Source organism: Pseudoalteromonas sp. JSTW (assembly GCF_013423925.1).
Classification (GTDB): Bacteria; Pseudomonadota; Gammaproteobacteria; order Enterobacterales; family Alteromonadaceae; genus Pseudoalteromonas; species Pseudoalteromonas lipolytica.
Genome location: NZ_CP058972.1, coordinates 2588300 through 2606384, shown reverse-complemented (window position 1 = coordinate 2606384; position 18085 = coordinate 2588300). Strand labels below are relative to the sequence as shown.

General features: G+C 38.9%; 10 protein-coding genes. All 10 read left to right on the top strand.

What is annotated here, in order from left to right:
* Window positions 1–6 precede the first annotated feature (6 nt).
* On the top strand, window positions 7–2895 hold the full coding sequence (gene gcvP / locus GZH31_RS11785; RefSeq protein ID WP_180311033.1) for an aminomethyl-transferring glycine dehydrogenase: 2889 nt from the start codon (window positions 7–9) through the stop codon (window positions 2893–2895).
* A gap of 510 nt (window positions 2896–3405) precedes the next feature.
* Window positions 3406–5598, top strand: coding sequence for a hypothetical protein (locus GZH31_RS11780; RefSeq protein WP_180311032.1), 2193 nt, complete (start codon window positions 3406–3408; stop codon window positions 5596–5598).
* A 124-nt stretch (window positions 5599–5722) separates the two neighbouring features.
* Window positions 5723–6031, top strand: a complete 309-nt coding sequence (locus GZH31_RS11775; protein WP_180311031.1) for a hypothetical protein — start codon at window positions 5723–5725, stop codon at window positions 6029–6031.
* Between the two features lie 380 nt (window positions 6032–6411).
* Window positions 6412–7485 (top strand): ABC-three component system protein, encoded by a 1074-nt coding sequence (locus tag GZH31_RS11770; RefSeq protein WP_180311030.1) that lies wholly within the window; start codon window positions 6412–6414, stop codon window positions 7483–7485.
* Entirely contained in the window at window positions 7473–7928 is a 456-nt protein-coding gene (locus GZH31_RS11765) for an ABC-three component system middle component 2 (RefSeq protein WP_180311029.1), read from the top strand. Before GZH31_RS11770 ends, GZH31_RS11765 begins: the two co-directional genes overlap by 13 nt.
* Complete coding sequence (locus GZH31_RS11760; protein WP_180311028.1) at window positions 7925–9751, top strand: AAA family ATPase; 1827 nt, start codon at window positions 7925–7927, stop codon at window positions 9749–9751. The genes GZH31_RS11765 and GZH31_RS11760 overlap by 4 nt, the downstream gene beginning before the upstream one ends.
* A gap of 171 nt (window positions 9752–9922) precedes the next feature.
* Window positions 9923–12973 carry a DEAD/DEAH box helicase gene (locus GZH31_RS11755; protein ID WP_180311027.1) on the top strand — a complete coding sequence of 1017 codons (3051 nt, stop codon included), beginning with the start codon at window positions 9923–9925 and terminating at the stop codon, window positions 12971–12973.
* 116 nt (window positions 12974–13089) lie between these two features.
* The gene (gene arsB, locus GZH31_RS11750; RefSeq protein WP_118844520.1) at window positions 13090–14112 is read left to right on the top strand and encodes an ACR3 family arsenite efflux transporter; all 1023 of its coding nucleotides are present in this window, start codon (window positions 13090–13092) and stop codon (window positions 14110–14112) included.
* Window positions 14113–14387: 275 nt separating this feature from the next.
* Window positions 14388–15938, top strand: coding sequence for an alkaline phosphatase D family protein (locus tag GZH31_RS11745; protein WP_065978634.1), 1551 nt, complete (start codon window positions 14388–14390; stop codon window positions 15936–15938).
* A gap of 425 nt (window positions 15939–16363) precedes the next feature.
* Window positions 16364–17953 (top strand): Na/Pi cotransporter family protein, encoded by a 1590-nt coding sequence (locus tag GZH31_RS11740; protein ID WP_036966685.1) that lies wholly within the window; start codon window positions 16364–16366, stop codon window positions 17951–17953.
* Window positions 17954–18085: the final 132 nt, after the last annotated feature.

Below are 18085 nucleotides of genomic sequence, written 5' to 3'. Positions count from 1 at the left end.
GGACAAATGTCAAACGCCAAATCTCTTGAACAATTAGAGCAGAAGCAAGATTTTATTCGCCGTCACATTGGGCCAAGCCCAGCGCAAGTAAGCGACATGCTGAGCGCTCTTGGAGTATCGAGTGTTGAAGAGCTGATCGGTCAAACGGTACCTGCAAGCATTCGCTTAGAGCAAGGTTTATCAATTGGTGAAAGCCGCACTGAAGTTGAAACACTAAGCTACTTAAAATCTGTAGCAAGCAAAAATAAAGTGTTCAAATCTTACATTGGTCAAGGCTACCACCCAACTCACGTACCACACGTAATTTTACGTAACGTACTAGAGAACCCAGGCTGGTACACGGCGTATACACCATACCAACCAGAGATTGCACAAGGTCGTTTAGAATCATTATTAAACTTCCAGACTATGACCCTAGACCTAACTGGTCTTGACCTTGCAAGCGCATCGTTACTTGACGAATCTACAGCTGCGGCTGAAGCAATGGGCCTTGCAAAGCGTGTTGCTAAATCAAAATCAAATGCATTCTTCATCGCTGATGACGTACACACACAAACAATCGACGTTGTTGCGACACGTGCAGAGCAGTTCGGTTTTGACGTTATCGTAGGTAAAGCGGCAGAAGCGCTAGACCACGACATTTTTGGTGCGTTATTCCAATACCCATCAACAACGGGTGAAATTACAGACGTAACCGATTTAATCGCTGGTGTTCAAAGCAAAAAAGCAATTGCCTGTGTTGCCGCAGACATCATGAGCTTATTACTACTTAAAGCACCGGGTAAACTTGGCGCAGACGTAGTACTTGGTTCAGCACAGCGTTTTGGTGTACCTATGGGTTACGGTGGTCCACACGCTGCATTCTTTGCAACACGCGACAAGTACAAGCGTTCATTACCGGGTCGTATTATCGGTGTATCTAAAGACCGTTTAGGTAACGACGCACTACGTATGGCAATGCAAACACGTGAACAACACATTCGTCGTGAAAAAGCCAACTCAAACATTTGTACAGCGCAAGTATTACTCGCGAACATGGCTGCGTTCTACGCGGTTTACCATGGTCCAGAAGGCCTTAAAACAATCGCTCAGCGTATTCACCGTTTTGCTGATATTTTAGCGACTGGCTTAAAAGCGAAAGGCGTAAACCTTAAGCACGACACATGGTTCGACACCATTACCGTTGTTGCAGACAACAAAGACGAAGTTGTTGCACGCGCAGTAGCAAATGGCGTTAACTTTGCGTCAAACCGTGCGGGTGAATACTCAATTTCTGTATCAGAAACAACAACGCGTGCAGACGTAGCAGAGCTATTCGACATCATTTTAGGTGACGACCACGGCCTAAGCGTTGACGCACTTGCGAACGAAATCGAAGTAAACGGCAGCAACTCAATTCCTGCAAGCCTTGTACGCGATGACGAAATTCTAACGCACCCTAACTTCAACTCGTACCACAGCGAGACTGAAATGTTGCGTTATATCAAGCGTCTAGAAAACAAAGATTTAGCGCTTAACCACTCAATGATCTCATTAGGTTCATGTACCATGAAACTTAATGCGACAGCAGAGATGATCCCAATCACTTGGCCTGAGTTTGCAAACCTACACCCATTCTGCCCACTTGATCAGGCAGCGGGTTACCAAATCATGATGACTGAATTACATGATTGGTTAGTAAACATCACAGGTTACGATGCCGTTTCACTGCAACCTAACTCAGGTGCACAAGGTGAATACGCAGGCTTAATCGCTATTCGTAAATACCACGAGTCACGCGGTGAAGGTCACCGTAACGTATGTTTGATCCCAAGTTCAGCGCACGGTACAAACCCAGCGTCTGCACAAATGGCAAGCATGAAAATCGTGGTTGTTGACTGTGATAAAAACGGTAACGTTGATATGGCAGACCTTAAAGCGAAAGCCGAAGAGGTATCTGAAAACCTATCGTGTATTATGATCACATACCCATCTACACACGGCGTTTACGAAGAAACAATTCGTGAAATCTGTGACATCGTGCATCAGCACGGCGGTCAAGTGTACATGGACGGCGCAAACATGAACGCGCAAGTAGGTGTTACAAGCCCAGGTTCAATCGGTTCTGACGTATCGCACCTTAACCTACATAAAACATTCTGTATTCCACACGGTGGTGGTGGTCCAGGTGTTGGCCCAATCGGTGTTAAATCTCACCTAGCGCCATTTATGCCTAACCACAGCGTAATTAACGTTGCTGGCACAAACATTGGTAACGGCGCGGTTTCTGCAGCCCCTTACGGCTCAGCAGCAATTTTACCAATCTCGTGGGCATACATTGCCATGATGGGCTCTGAAGGCTTAAAACAAGCAACAGAAATGGCTATCGTGAACGCTAACTACTTATCTGAGAAGCTAAGCGAACACTACCCAATTTTATACCGTGGCCGTAACAACCGCGTTGCGCACGAGTGTATTGTTGACCTACGCCCACTTAAAGAGCAAACAGGCGTGACAGAAATGGACGTAGCTAAACGTCTTCAAGACTACGGCTTCCATTCACCAACTATGTCATTCCCAGTGGCTGGCACACTGATGATTGAGCCAACTGAGTCTGAGTCTAAAGTTGAAATTGACCGTTTCATCGAAGCCATGGTGTCAATCAAGTCAGAAATCGACCGTATCGCATCTGGCGAATGGTCAATTGAAAACAACCCGCTAGTGTTTGCACCGCATACACAAGCAGACGTACTAGGCAATGAGTGGGACCGTGCATACGACCGTTTCTACGCAGCATTCCCAGTACCAAGCGTAGCAAAAGACAAATTCTGGCCTACAGTAACCCGTATCGATGACGTATACGGCGACCGTAACCTAGTTTGTTCATGCCCAGCGGTTGAGACATACCGTGACTAAGGTTTGATTAAATCAAATGCCAAAAAGCCGTTGCAGCAATGTAACGGCTTTTTTGTTGGAGAAAGTTAGCGAGTTGCGAGGGGAAAGTTACGAGGAACGAATTTCGATATGTGAGTTGTAGGAGGCGTTTTAACGCCGAAAAAAGAGTTATTAAATATCAGTGGTTAGAAGTCAGGTTGAAAGAAAAGAACTATAAGTTGGATTGTGCCTGTACTCGCTATGGCTAATCCCGCTGCAGTAGGCGTGAAATTTATTTCACGCGAATAAGCTAGAGTAAAATCAAAGAGCAAGACCTGGCCCCTAGATTTCCAATTAAAAATACAGCAACATTTTATTGACATTATTAAGGAAGTTTATTTATAGTAAATAAGACTTTTGCAGTCGGCTACAGAGCATGTTTGCTCTAACTTTATACTCCGCTCCCATTCTATTGCACGGGAGGTTTCAGCTGCAAACCGGTAATGCCGGGTACTTTTGTGAAACCTAACTTCATTATTTTTGGAGAATACTATGTGCAGGATTGATGCGCCTTTTGGTAATATCACCTTCGATGAGAAAAACGATCCTAAAGAACGCTTTATACAAGCTCTAGATGAGTTTGATATACAAGGCAATCTCAGAACATTAATGATTAAACACTTTGCTGATGCATGGATTAATGTATTTAGAAGTGTAGAAGCCTTAGAAGACGCTTTATCTGAGACAAAACCCCATTCATCTGATTCAGCAAAGTGCATTTCTATTTTATTGACTCAACAAAAAACTATCGAAAATAGTATTTCAAGCTATTACGGATATTATTTACCCACTTTGGATGATAAGGCAATAATTGCCTTTTTAAAGGATGTAGCTGACATTTATTACCCAAATGCACTGTTTGGGTTATTTAATGACTATATGGATAAATGTGGTAGCTATATGATGTTTTCATCATGGTTATATGGAAAGGATTACTGCCTTACTAAAGCATTTTTTGATGATACTTCATTATGTTTGTTAAACAATAGAGATAGAGCTTTGCTACTTTGGAGTTTCTTTGATGAAATATCTCATCGATTACAGTTACTAGATAGCAAGCGTTTATATAAAGCTATGACTTATATAGCTACTTCAAACGTCGTGCAAGGCCCTCAAACTGAAGAGGTAACTAGCACTTCAACTAATATAATCCGTGGTTTAGATTTTCTAAGGGCATGGATTACGTACGACTCTCAAGCTGGTAGGTTTAATCATAATTGGTCTGACTTTTTATACTGTTACAATAAGTCCTTCTCTAATCTTGGTGATTCAATATCTCTTGAGCTTATAGATAGTGATGAAACTCAAGCTTTAAATTATGAATGGCTTGAGAACACGAAGCTTGAGCTTCAAAATTTACAATTTATAAATACTGATTTAGATATTGTTCCATCAGAAATGCATGAACAGTGGGCTAGAGACCTAGATGCATACTATAGCTCGTTTACGTATCATAAGTTCGAAAGGCACTATAACCACAACAGCTCAAATATTCATGATTTTTATAAGTGTAAAGACAATGCTCATCATGAGTTTTGTTTAAAATTGAAACCGCTACAAATATCGGCTTGGATTGAGTTTTCTGTAAAAGAAGATTTTCGAAGGTTGCTTGAATCAAAGCCTAGCAATCTTCGAGGTGAATTTAAGGATAGCGTTAATTTGTGGGGCTATGGTAAGTATTTCACCTTATGGAAAAATGTATTTTTAGTCGCTCTTGAAGAATTAGACTATCAAAGTAAACTGCGAATTTTATCTTGTCATATTCCTTTCGATAGTAGTCGAGCCGAGGATTTATATCCTGAATGCGCTGCTTGGTGGAATGAACTTTTTACCGACTTGATTGACGCTAAAGATTTTCCTAAAGCTTTAATACCTAATTGGGCTCTTGCCGGAATTGAAAGGCTAGAACGAGAAGAGGTGGTTCCCTATATAGACAAAAGCATTGGGATAATACGTGGTGAAATCGTAAAAGAGGAGAATGAAGAAAATTTTGAGGCATATCATCAAAAACTTGATAGGTTACTTAGTTTTTTAGATCGTTCTGCACCAGATAAAGCTTTACGACATCGCCTTTTTCTAATGCGCTCTTCGACCGAACCATTCTCTGATGAGGCTCTTTCAAAGTTTGATTATTCGTATGAGCAAAAAGGTTTTAGTAAATGGTACGACTCTTTAAAACAACTAGCAGCAGATCAGTGTGCAAAAAAAATAAATGAGCATAGAAATCTTACAACAGCTAAGCATAAACAATTTCAAGAAGACTTTTATGTACAATTTTCCCAACAATTAGCTGAATTTTTCCTAAGCCGCCTTCGTCTTCGTAGAGGTGAAAAAGCTAAAGATGATAAATATGAAACGAGCCAAGTAACAGAGCAATCATCAATTTGGAGGCAAGGTTACTTAAAAGCTCTTACTGAATTAGGTTTAGACTTGAATGGAAAAGTCCATAAAACAGTCAACTTCACTAAAAAATCAGATCCCAATGAGGATGTGCGAGCTATTGCCAGCGAGTGTTATAAGGCAGTTCGAAGACATGCTAAGAAAGATCCCACTATTCAAGATATAAAAAGAAGCATCAATGCTGCTGAATGGTGGCTTCTTATGTGTCAGCGAACTGAGTTAGGTTATGAAACTGACTCTGAAAAGGCCGTAAGAACTAGGCGTAATCTAATGCGCAACCCATAACTATTAATTACCTTTTATCTAAAAACTAAACTTGGTGTACTAGAGCCTGATGCCCTTACTTTGACGCTAGTCGTCCGCCATGTAAAAACTTTACGGTCAATATGGCCAGTCAAGGAGTATACGTATGCCTAATTTTTCTGAAAATTTATTTAAAAAACACATTAGACAAATAGAAGCTGATATTGAGTCTGACTACCAAATGTTGAAATTTGGGTCAGGTGTTCATGATGACCAAGCTCGAATAGCTCAGTCAGGTATTACGACATGTAAAAAGTGTGTCTCTGGTGATGGTATTAAAAAGCGAATTTACGGTATCTCTATTGAAGCAGAAAGAGCTGCTGATGATTTATATGAGCGCTCCAATCGAGAGCTCGAAGCTTATAGGTGTCCCGTAGGTAGTGGTTGGCATTTGAGAAAGCCTAGATATAGATAGAGAATTTCACTTGTTTATGATTCCCAAACTTTAATTATGGCTAATAATAGAGAACTCATTTTTAATAAATAGATTCCCAATCTATAAATTAAAATTGGATAAAGGAAAATGAGCATTTTGAGGCTGCATTTTCCCAAACTATAACTCTTGAAAAGATGAGAAAATTAGCTCATCTTTTTTGTTTGTGAATATCCACCTTAAGGTTTTTCTCAATTATTCAATATTATGAGTGTTTAGTTTTGTTAGTATGTTGGCGACTAGTATATTAGTGCTATATTTAGGTTTAGAGCCAGTGAGAAAATGTTTAGAGTTGAATCTTTTCCTTGATACGATACTCTCTCAACAAAAACAATAATATTACGTTTGGAAGATTTATTTAGATGGAACTAGAATCGGAGATCCCCTCCCCAAAAAGTGCGAATGCTCCCTTGTCGGCAGTATCCGCTTTAGCTGGTGAAGTCATATCGCCATTAAAGCGATTACAGCATATGGACGAAGAGGATTGGGAAGAATTTACCTGCGAGCTAGCAACTTATTGGAAAACACAGTACTTGCGAGTCAATCGGGTTGGGGGGGCTGGTGATATGGGGCGTGATGTTATTGCTTACACTCCAGATGGAAGTTGGGAAAATTTTCAGTGTAAATATTACAGCTCATCATTGAATTTGACAGATGTTCTTTTAGAAATTGGTAAGCTTTGCTACCACTCACATCAAGGGCATTTTTCTATGCCTGCAAAATATTACTTTGTTGCTAAGAGTGGCTTAAATGGCATTAGTCTTAATGCCCTTAAAGATTCAAGTAAGCTGAAAGCAGAACTCATTTCTGGTTGGGATAAAAAGTGCAAAGACAAAATCACCAAGAAAAAGAGTGTAAGCCTCGAAGGCGATTTTCTTAAGTTTGTTGAGCATGATGTTGATTTTACAATATTTGATCAAATCCCACAGTTGAAGCTTATCGAATTACATAAAAATCATACTCCTTATTACATAAGAAGATTTGGAGCATTAGAGTTTGATCGTCCAGCCCCTTCAACACCTCCAAATGATATTCAAAGCAATGAATTGAAATATATTGCAGAGTTACTAAAGGCAATAGAATCTATAGAATCTCAGGTGAGTTCTATTGATGATTTAGAAGCCTTTCCTGAGTTTTTAACGGAACTAAAAAGTGCGCGTAAAAACTTCTATTCAGCGGAAAGCTTAGAAAAATTTTCCAGAGACTCAATGCCTCCTAATACATACGAAAATTTGCTTGAAGATTGTTATGAAGCAATTTCTAGCCTCGTTCTGATGGTTCACAACAATGGCTGGGATAAATATTTGGCTATCTCGAACCACGTAACACAAGTTTCATTTTCATCGCATCCATTAAATCTATACATGAGTGTTCGTGACAAGAAAGGCGCTTGCCACCAATTGGTGAATAAAGGATCTTTTAAATGGAACAAGTAAAACTTAAAGTCCCTCAGATATTTAATAGTGATGTTGAATTGGCAACTAGAGCCGCACTGATACTGTCGAGTATGGAAGGTGAGAAATTCGACATAGATGAATTGGTCTTATTAGATTACGCGCTGTTATATTCAAGCGAATTTAATGGGCCATCAAACCTTCATCCTGCTGTCCCAAATCATTTGGCAGAAATTGCACAACGGAGAGAGCTGTTACCTAAGTCGCTTTTGTTTTTTATTAAAAAAGGGCTAATTGATGTTCACTATGATGAAAATGGAAAATCTTTTTGTGCGAATGAAAATACAAATAGCTTTGTTAGCTGCTTAAATTCAAGTTATTTCATCAAAATTTGGGAACGATTAAGTTGGTTGTCTGAGCATTACAATCGGATTATCCAGATACCAATAATGGAGTTAAGAAAAGGAGTATCGAGTTCGGCATGATTATTAAAAGAATATCCGTAATAGGAAAAGGCAAACCGAAGGCTGAACTTTGCTTTGATAAAGGACTAAATGTTGTTGCTGGTGCATCTGATACTGGTAAGTCATATGTCATCAAGTGTTTTCAGTATATTTTTGGTGGTGAAGAGCCTCCTAAAGATATTGACGAAGCTAAAGGTTACAATACCATTGAAGCAGAAATTCAAGTTGACGAAAATGAAAGCTTTATTCTTCGAAGGGAGATATCGGCTGCCAAACCCAAAGTTACTCTAATTGAACTTGAGCCAGATGGCACAGAGTCAGAAACAATTGTTTTAAATCCAAGCCACAAAGGAAAAAATAATCTATCAGCACATATACTCGAAAAATTGGGCTTAAACGACAAAGTATTAGTAAACGGTGTACAGAGTTTAAAAACCTCTTCTTTGACATTGCGCGTACTTAGTAAATTATTTTTGGTCGATGAAGGCAGAATAATTACCGAATCTTCACCTCTGGGTGAAGGCCAGCGAGACTATACTCAAGAAACATCACTACTTAAAACTTTACTCACTGGTGCAGATGATTCAGTAGTTAAAGAGTTGAAACAACAACAAGATACTGAAGGAGCTGTGGAATCGCGTGTCAAAGCTCTGGAGGAATATGTTGCCAAGAAATTTTCTAACCATGAAGAAGTAAAGTCCTCAACAGAAAAGTTAGACTCAGAACTGAATGAGTTAGAGGAATCGTTATCTAAGGCTCAATACGAACTAACCGCACTGGTTGAAGCCAATAGTGAACTTGATTCTGAAAGAAATAAACTCAGGGGGGATCTAAGTAAATTACGTGAATCAGAAAAAGAAAACCTTCTTTTACAGGGGAGATTTAGCCTTTTAGTTGATAAATATAACTCAGATTTGGAAAGGTTAGAGGCAGGAGCTGAAGCCGCTTCTTTTGTTGAGCTATACGAGATGTCGAATTGCCCTACTTGCGGACAAGAGTTTGAACAAGAAAAAGATGCAAAAGAGCTAAAGCAATTAGTGCAAAGCACTGAGGCGGAAATTAATAAAAATAAATTTCAAGTTAATGGGTTAACTGATTCAATTGAGGACCTAAAGCAAGAGTATCAAATGCTTGCAAAAGAGATAGTTCAAAAAGAAGCAGTAGTTAAAGAGCTATCAGAAATAATAGAAGGGAATATATCTTCAAAGTTTAAGGACTATAACGTAGCTATTCGGCTATTAAATAGTAAAAAGATTGAATTTTTGAAACAAAGAGCCATAGTGGATTCTCGTGAAAGCTTATTAAAAGAGATAGGTGAACTGCGTGTCCAGCTTGAAGACAGAACTGAAAAATACGTATTTCCTGATTTTAGTGCCGAGTTAACAGCTTTGTGTAAGAACATTAGTGCAATTTTACAGCGTTGGTCATTTCCCGGATATGAAGACGTTACTTTTGATATGAAAGCTAGGGATTTGGTAATTAGTGGCAAGCCAAGATCCCATTTTGGTAAAGGATACCGAGCAATTTCGTATGCAGCTTTTTCACTAGGCTTAATGGAATACTTGTCTAAGTATGAACGCCATCCAAATTTTGTAATTCTGGATTCTCCTTTGACCACTTATCGAGCGGGTGACAATGATGAGAATGATGATGAGGTTCAACTACAAAAAGATATGATTTTTGCTTTCTACATTGATCTTTGTGATTCGTTTAAAGATAAGCAAATAATTGTGTTTGAGAACCAAGAACCAGATGAAGATTTGAAACCAAAAATGACTTACTACCACTTCTCTAAGAACAAAGAAATTGGTCGGTATGGATTTTTTCCTCTTTCTACACAATGACAATACAGGTCGGTACCTTCTTTTTTATCCATTACAGATATTTTTATTTAAGAAGATAAATATTTATTATTTATATGAAAGAAGTTAGAGCAAAGCTTGATTAATTTGAACGGTTATTGACTTTATGAGTTTAAATAGTTGGAATTTAAAAATAACAACAAGGACGTTTCAATGAATGTTAGTGGTTTCATCGTTAATGAAGATTTGTGGCAAAGTCTAAGATACTGCCAGCAAGAAAGTATTCAAACGGCGTTAAGTTACTTGAAAAAGCCGTTAAATGAAAATGCGAACTCTTGCCTTATTAGCTTGCCAACAGGTGCTGGTAAGTCAGGTGTAATAGGTATTATCTCTCACAAAGCAACCCAAAAACGAGTGTTGGTATTATGTCATCGACGCGCTGTGTGTGATCAACTCTTTAAAGAAATAAATGGAAAGTTCTTTAGGGATCGTGTTGAAGGTGAGGTCATCAAGCTAAAGACAGTTTATAGTGATGTGAACGATACCTCTAAAAACGGCGTTTATGTATCAACCTTCCAGAAACTACAAACTTTCGATAATGCTCAGCTTGAGCTGCTAAAGCAAAATATTGATCTTATTATTATTGATGAAGGGCACGCCGAACCTTCTCCAGTATGGAGCACCTTGGTACGTGGTATTAAAGCTCATAAAGTTGTTATAACTGCTACTCCGTACAGGAATGACTTGTATCAATTCGATGTTACCGAAGACGCTAGTTATATTTATACCTTTGAGAGAGCACTTGCAGATGGTGTTTTAAAAGAACCAACTTTTGAGTCAATTGCTTTATCTGAGTTAAGCGGAACAATCACAGAATTCTTAAAGGCTAATGATGGAACAAAGTGCATTATCAAATGTGAAAAGTTCGAAGATATAAAAAGCTACTACGATTTGCTAAATGATGGCTTTTCGGTGTTAGCAATACATGAACAATTTACTAAAGATGAACGAGATAATGTAAAAGTTTCCGTGCCAGCGAATCTTAAAGGTTCTGATTATCAAGTTATTATTCACCAGCGAAAACTGGATGAAGGGGTCGATATTCCCGAAGCTAAGTTATTGGTTTTGGCCTATGCAGTTAATAGTGGTCGCGAACTAGTTCAAACCATCGGAAGAGTAGTTCGTCTGTATGGTGATATTGAACCTAAGATTTTGGAAATTGAAAACGATGCAAATAGCCAAATGTGGCAAAACTACCGAAGATTTGACCGTTCACTTAATACCACCGAGTCAGTTAAAAAATTCATAGCATCATTAGACAGCAACAAGTTGGTTGAGCGTTACCTAGAGGCGTTTCCTGATGTGAGTTATTACGGAAACCGATTTGTAAGTAAGTTTGATCTTAATACTTTCGAGCCGAAAAGTTCTCTTAATATCCCAACAGCATCAATTTGTTTTTTGAATCAGTCGCAGGGATTCAACGTTCAACTTTTATCAGATCATCTATATTGGCGATGTAATAATGCAGGTGAACTCGCGAGAACATTTTCTACAGAGTCTGGTATTCATGGTGTTATATCAATTGCGTTCAATAAGTCTCGGTTTTTAACAGATCAGTTTTTCTTTGAGCCTTCACTTGAAATAACATTATGCAAACAGCTCTCGAACAATATTGTTGCAATTTATGATAGCCGAGGCCGCAGGTTTAATGGTGAGAAAGATTTAAAACTCGGCTCTGCGGTATCTCTAGATAAACTGCTTAAGGTAATGTCATTAGGTGAATCAGCCTCAACGAAAGAAGCGAGTAGTAAATCGATTAGTTCTGCTAGAAAACGTCCTGAAAGCATCGCGGTAAAAGGACGTAACTTAGAGCAAATGGCTGACATGCAAGCTAATGCTTCATATCGGTTAGCCACAATGCGTTGTGATACCTATGACCAATTCAATAAAAAGAAAGGTAGTTATTATGTAGGTGCTGATTCTGGACGAATCTCAGATCAAAAAGAGTCATCGTTTACTTTGGATGACCTTAATGATTGGCTTATCGGTATCGATAACGTTATATCTGCTAATATTGATATAAATAATGCTTTGGTTCATTCATATGCAAAACCAATACCTGTGAATAAAAGTTTTGAGGTTCAAAGTTTAATTTTTGATTTTTTTACAGGGTTAGTGTCCCCAATAAGTATTTTGATAGACGGGGAATCCTATTTACTTGACAACTCTTTTATCTATTTAATTTATGACAACGGCGCTTTGCTTATTGATGGTATTGAAGAAAGTAGAGTTTTAGCAAACTTTAAGCAAGAAGAACCGTATCTAGAAATTGTGTCAGAAGCGGAAATACTATATTCACTTGAAGGTGAGGAATACCAAGAGATAACTGACTTTCTTAACAAGCACCTACACAAAGCTCTTCTAGCTGATGGCGTAAGTTTTTCAAATGGTAAGTTCTATCAATTAACGCTTCCTGTTGCTGAGAGTTTTGAATTAGTTGATTCCAACCTTGCCAATGTTGTTATTGGACTTGAATCTCTTACTGGTGAAAATTTAGATGAGAAAGGGTATCAAAATGGTGTTCTTCAGGTTGTTGATGGAGGCTTTAGCAGTGATTCGATTTTCTATTTAGTGGATCAATTGAAAGCTAATGGCTTAGCCAACCCAACAAAAAACGAACTAGGTCCATTTGCTCCTTACATACCCGATGCAGACTTGCTGATTAACACTGATATGGGAACCGAACCTGCTGACTTTATTGTATCGTCAAAAAACAAGTTAGCATTCGTTCATGTTAAATGTCGCAGTGCAATAACCCCCCGATCATCAGCAGGAGCTCTTGCTGAAGTTGGGTCTCAAGCCATAAAAAATATCGAAATGCTTATTAGTAGTGATGTTAATTTAAAACCTTCAAACTGGAATAGTTTGTATACGGCATGGCCTAGACCGAATGATAACCCAAACATTCCTGAGAGAATTAGAATTTTCCAAGGTGCTAGGTTTACTGCTCAAAATGAGCAGGAAAGGTTAGAAAAATTAGATGAGCTGTGGAGTACAGTTGCCGCAAGAAGGCGCTCAACAGCAGTAAAAAAAGAGATTTGGGTTGTTGTTGCTAATGGTTTTTCTGCCGAACATTTTGAGCAGCAATTAAAGTTAGGCTCAGAGGCCAATGGCGAAACCTTACAAGCTTTTCAATTATTAAACAGTTGGTTAGCAACAGCTCACAATAATGATGTTGAGTTGAAAGTGTTTGTTTCACCATAGCTATAAGTAAGATTTAAGGAGTATGACCTTCAATGAACATGAGTTAGCTTTATAAAATATGCTGGGTAAAACGCCATAACTCGAATGGCGAGCTACTGTAACTAGGGAGTGTAAGTATGGGAATCTTTGAGCGCTATTTATCTGTATGGGTCGCGATATCTATTGCCGCAGGGGTTGCGTTAGGCATTGTTTATCCGCCTTTGTTTGAAGCGATTGCAAAGCTCGAAGTTGCACATGTCAACGTGGTTGTTGCTGTTTTTATTTGGGTGATGATTTACCCAATGATGGTGCAGGTCGACTTTTCAACCATTAAAGAGGTCGGTAAAAACCCGCAAGGTCTGGTATTAACCTTGGTGATTAATTGGCTTATTAAGCCGTTCTCTATGGCTGCATTAGGGTGGCTATTTTTCGAAGGATTGTTTGCCGACTTTGTTTCACCAGAAACGGCTCAAGAATATATTGCGGGTATGATTTTACTGGGAGTAGCCCCTTGTACGGCGATGGTGTTTGTGTGGTCGCAATTAACAAAGGGCGATGCTAATTACACCTTAGTGCAAGTGTCGGTAAACGATATCATCATGATTTTTGCTTTTGCTCCTATTGCTGGTTTATTACTCGGTGTGACAGATATTCATGTACCGTGTGGCACCTTGTTTATATCTGTCGTGTTGTACGTGTTATTGCCTTTAATCGCGGGTGTACTTACACGAAAAAGTATTAATCGTTCAGGGCGAGACGAAGCGTCTATTGCTGGCTTGTTGGATAAGTTAAAGCCGTTTTCTGTAATTGGCTTGTTGGCAACCGTGGTACTTTTATTTGGTTTTCAGGCGAATACAATTATTGAGCAACCTTTAAATATTGTATTAATTGCTATTCCATTAATTCTTCAAACCTACGGCATTTTCATTATTGCTTACTTTATTGCGGTAAAACTTAAGCTTAAACACAATATTGCAGCGCCTGCTTGTTTAATTGGCACTTCAAATTTCTTTGAGTTGGCGGTAGCAGTAGCAATTTCTCTTTTTGGCTTACATTCTGGTGCGGCATTAGCAACGGTGGTTGGCGTGCTTGTTGAAGTACCCGTTATGCTTTCTCTTGTAGCTATTGTGAATAAAACTAAACATTGGTTTACCGAATAATAGAGATTTAGCGCCTAAACTAGACTGTAAACGTGAAATTTATTTTGCGCGGAGGAGTTAGAGTAAAGTCAAAAAGAAAGACCTCCGTATTAACCGTGAAATTCTTGATAATCATGTTAATTTACAATGCGTTAAAAGGTTTGTTTTTGTAGTTAGTTTACTAGGGCAGAGTATGAATTTTCTCTATTTAACGGAATTATTGAGAATTAATGTCTGGAGAAATAATATAACCTTGCCTATTATTTGAACATAAGAAATATAAGCAAGGATATGCGATGCTCGTTAAACCTTTATTGATTGGTCCAATTGTTGGGCACACTACATCGTCAAGTTTTCGTGTTGGTGGTAGTTGTTTAAATGCTGATAGTTGTATTGGTGTTATTCGAGTTAGAGAATCGGAATCACCTCAGTTTTTCCCCATTCAGACTTTTCATTTCAGTGCCTATTACAATGATATGGGCATTGTTGATATTTTGTCGCTAGAAGCTAATACGACCTACATTTACGAAGTCGGCTATGTAATCTGCGATACGTTGGCTGAACTAAATCAAGCAATTGAAGAAGATAAGCTGGTTTGGGGAGCTGAAAAGACTCCAGATTTAAATGGACAAATAACGACTTTTCCAGACGAAAATAATGCTACTACTCGATTTATTATGGGGTCATGCCGTGACAACCTCGGCAATAAAGGCGAGGAGACATTCGACAATATATATGCTTACCTTGATGAAATTGACGAAGAACTAAGACCAACCATGTTGTTTATGTTAGGTGATCAAATATACATCGACCATGCGCATATTTTAGATAAGTATCAATTTAGACCTAAAATTGAAGACTATTTCAAAGAATATAGCGAAGCGTTTGGTTTATACATGTTTAACAAAGTCACTCGGCAACTACCTTGCTATATGATGATGGACGACCATGAAATACAAAATGATTGGTCATTAGGTAAATTCAAAGAAGACGAAAATAAAGTTAATCAGCAGTTCAATAAAAATACTCTTAAATATGGCCTTAGGGCATATGAGGCACACCAAGCTGCCTTCTCTAACCTAATTGAAGACCCTGAACAGTTTATCCAACAAAATTTCCCCTTCCATCCAACCGAAAACCGCAAAAAGTATTGGTACAAGTTTACTCATAGCAACAGTGACTTTTTCTTTCTAGATGTGCGCGGTGATAGTGAAGTAAGATCTAAAAAATATGAAGCTGAACACACCACTGAACCGAAAATCTTGAGTGATGCTCAATATACTGAGTTGTGTTCATGGCTAAGTGATGGCAGTGGTAACGTTAAATTTATTGCTAGTTCTATTCCCGTATTTCCTGATACCAGAGGTAAACTAGGCACTCCTGAAGATAAATGGTTCTTAGCCGCAAAGCAGCGTGTAGAGTTACTCGATTATATTCGAACACTTGATGAACGCCCTCAAGTAGTGTTTTTATCAGGTGACGTGCATATTTCAGCCGCTGCTCAATTGACTCATGAAGATGATCCAGATTTTAAAGTATTTAATGTCATATCTTCTGCCTTTCATTGGTTTGTTTTGGGCTTGCAAGAAGATCATTTTGACTGGGGCAAATTATTAGCAAAGAAAGCGAGGGCAGACCATGTTGAAGATGGTAATGCCACGTTTTCCAAATATCATTCAGAAAGTGTGATTAAAACGGCCTTTGGTAAGCCCAAAATATTTAAACGTAATAACTTTGCGATAGTAAGTGTTGAGAAGGTAGATGGCAAAAATCAAGTTTCGATTGAGTTTCGAAGGGGAAAGGACTATAGCAAAGTACTTAAAAATATCATATTGGACTTTAGGTAACACAAAAACCAAGGGGTCAGGCCTTTCTTTTTCTCTAACTCCTTTACCAATCCTAAACCAACACTATGCTGTTAGCACCTAGCACCTAGCACCTAGCACCTAGCACCTAGCACCTAGCACCTAGCACCTAGCACCTAGCACCTAGCACCTAGCACCTAGCACCTAGCACCGTAGGCGTGAAATTTATTTCGCGCGATGTCTACATGCAACTCGCTAACTTGTGTTTTTCATCTGACTTCTAACGACTGATATCTAATATCTCCTTTTTTGTTCGGCGTTAAAACGCCTCCTACGCCTCGAATCTCGTTCCTCGTAACTCGCCCCTAAAACCAGTTAGTTTGTTTTCGATCATTGCGCTATAAGGTACTAAAATCTATACTTTTTTGTATCGATGTTGATTAATAATATCAGTACTTTATAAGCGAATGGAAAATCTTACTATAGCCATGGCTGGGCTTACCGCCATTATTCTTTTTATTTTTGGTCTCGAGAACTTTTCTCGGGAGATCGAGAATATATCTGGCGAGCACTTTCGTAAGTCGTTAAGTCGCGCAACGAATATTCCCATTTTAGGGGTGTTAATTGGTGCGGTGGTGACGGCTTTTATTCAATCGAGCTCTGCAACCTCGGTGATCACTATTAGCCTGGTAAATGCCGGGGTGTTAACGTTTAAAAACAGTGTTGGTATTATCTTCGGTTCGAACGTGGGCACCACCATCACGGCTCAGCTGGTGGCTTTTAAGCTAACTGTGTTTGCCCCTGTGATCATTATTATTGGCTTTTTTCTGTCGCTGACTCGTAACCGTTTTTCAATATTTGGAAAGGCTATTTTCTATTTCGGCTTTGTGTTTTTTAGCCTTAATCTGATTTCTTCGTCACTTGCGCCGCTGCAAAATAACCCCGCATTAATTGAAATTTTAACGCAGCCGCAAAATCCGCTTATCGCGATTTTAGTGGGCTGTGTATTTACTGCTATGGTGCAGTCGAGCTCGGTAACAACGGGGTTGGCAATCGTATTTACACAACAAGGTATTTTGGGGCTTGAGAATGCTGTGCCACTTATTATGGGCGCGAACATTGGCACCACGGCTACAGCCATGATTGCGGTGTTTGGCATGGATATCGCCGCGAAAAAAGCCGCGCTTAGTCACTTTTTGTTTAATGTGGGTGGGGTGCTGTTGTTTCTGCCTTTCATTTTACTGTTTGGTAATAAGTTAAGTGAAATCAAGATGGAGCCAGCAATTGCGTTGGCGAATATTCATTTTATTTTTAATGTGGTTGCCAGCTTGGTTTTTATTCTTTTTCTTAATCCTTTTACGCGATTTGTGGATTTTCTGCTTGGCGAAGGCAAAATGGATTTTGAACGTCTTGAGTTACCTACCTACCAAGAAGATGAAGAGTTTCAGCACGTTGTTGATAAACTGGAGTCGGGGAACCAACAACTGCTTAACTTTTTGAAAGAGAATTACAACCAAGTCACGCTTAGCCTAGAAACAAACTTTAAGGGTATTCAAGACACCGCGCAAAAGCGCTTGGAATATGCCAGTTTTGTTGAAAAGGAATACATTACTTATTTCACGACTATTGTTAGTAAAATCAATGATGAAGAGCAGTCACGAGAATTAATGCTGCAAATTAATCGCTTTGATTATTTGTTTCAAATTCACGACTCCATCATCGATCTGTTTGAAAGCAAACGCATTATGAATGAGCAATTTATTGAGCTAAAAAGCGATATATTGATTTTGATCCGCGAACTTTCGAGCGATACGCTTACCCTGTTTACCCATACGAGTGAGCACCTTGAACAACCTAAAAATGATGAAATAGAAAAAGCAGCGAAGTCACTGCAATTGCACCTTAATCAAGCGCAGCGAAAGTTGTTAATGCTGCTTGCCGATACCAATAGAAAAGACGCTGGCGCGCTGACAAATTTTGTGACTTACTCGCAACGACTTAAAGATAAACTATTGAACTTACATAAAATGTATTCACATAAAAATGCCGAATTATAGTGTAAACATGACTCAAGCTGTGTTGAGTGAATTGATAAATGACATATGTTTGGGTATGTATTAATTGCTTTAGGTGTTTTGATCAGTAAGCTGACAGTGCGGGTATTCAAGCGTACGGAGCGCATATTCTGT

Coding starts and splice junctions, on each gene's coding strand:
- GZH31_RS11780 (WP_180311032.1), top strand. CDS start 3,406: ATGTGCAGGATTGATGCGCCTTTTGGTAATATCACCTTCGATGAGAAA.
- arsB (WP_118844520.1), top strand. CDS start 13,090: ATGGGAATCTTTGAGCGCTATTTATCTGTATGGGTCGCGATATCTATT.
- GZH31_RS11770 (WP_180311030.1), top strand. CDS start 6,412: ATGGAACTAGAATCGGAGATCCCCTCCCCAAAAAGTGCGAATGCTCCC.
- gcvP (WP_180311033.1), top strand. CDS start 7: ATGTCAAACGCCAAATCTCTTGAACAATTAGAGCAGAAGCAAGATTTT.
- GZH31_RS11740 (WP_036966685.1), top strand. CDS start 16,364: ATGGAAAATCTTACTATAGCCATGGCTGGGCTTACCGCCATTATTCTT.
- GZH31_RS11765 (WP_180311029.1), top strand. CDS start 7,473: ATGGAACAAGTAAAACTTAAAGTCCCTCAGATATTTAATAGTGATGTT.
- GZH31_RS11775 (WP_180311031.1), top strand. CDS start 5,723: ATGCCTAATTTTTCTGAAAATTTATTTAAAAAACACATTAGACAAATA.
- GZH31_RS11760 (WP_180311028.1), top strand. CDS start 7,925: ATGATTATTAAAAGAATATCCGTAATAGGAAAAGGCAAACCGAAGGCT.
- GZH31_RS11755 (WP_180311027.1), top strand. CDS start 9,923: ATGAATGTTAGTGGTTTCATCGTTAATGAAGATTTGTGGCAAAGTCTA.
- GZH31_RS11745 (WP_065978634.1), top strand. CDS start 14,388: ATGCTCGTTAAACCTTTATTGATTGGTCCAATTGTTGGGCACACTACA.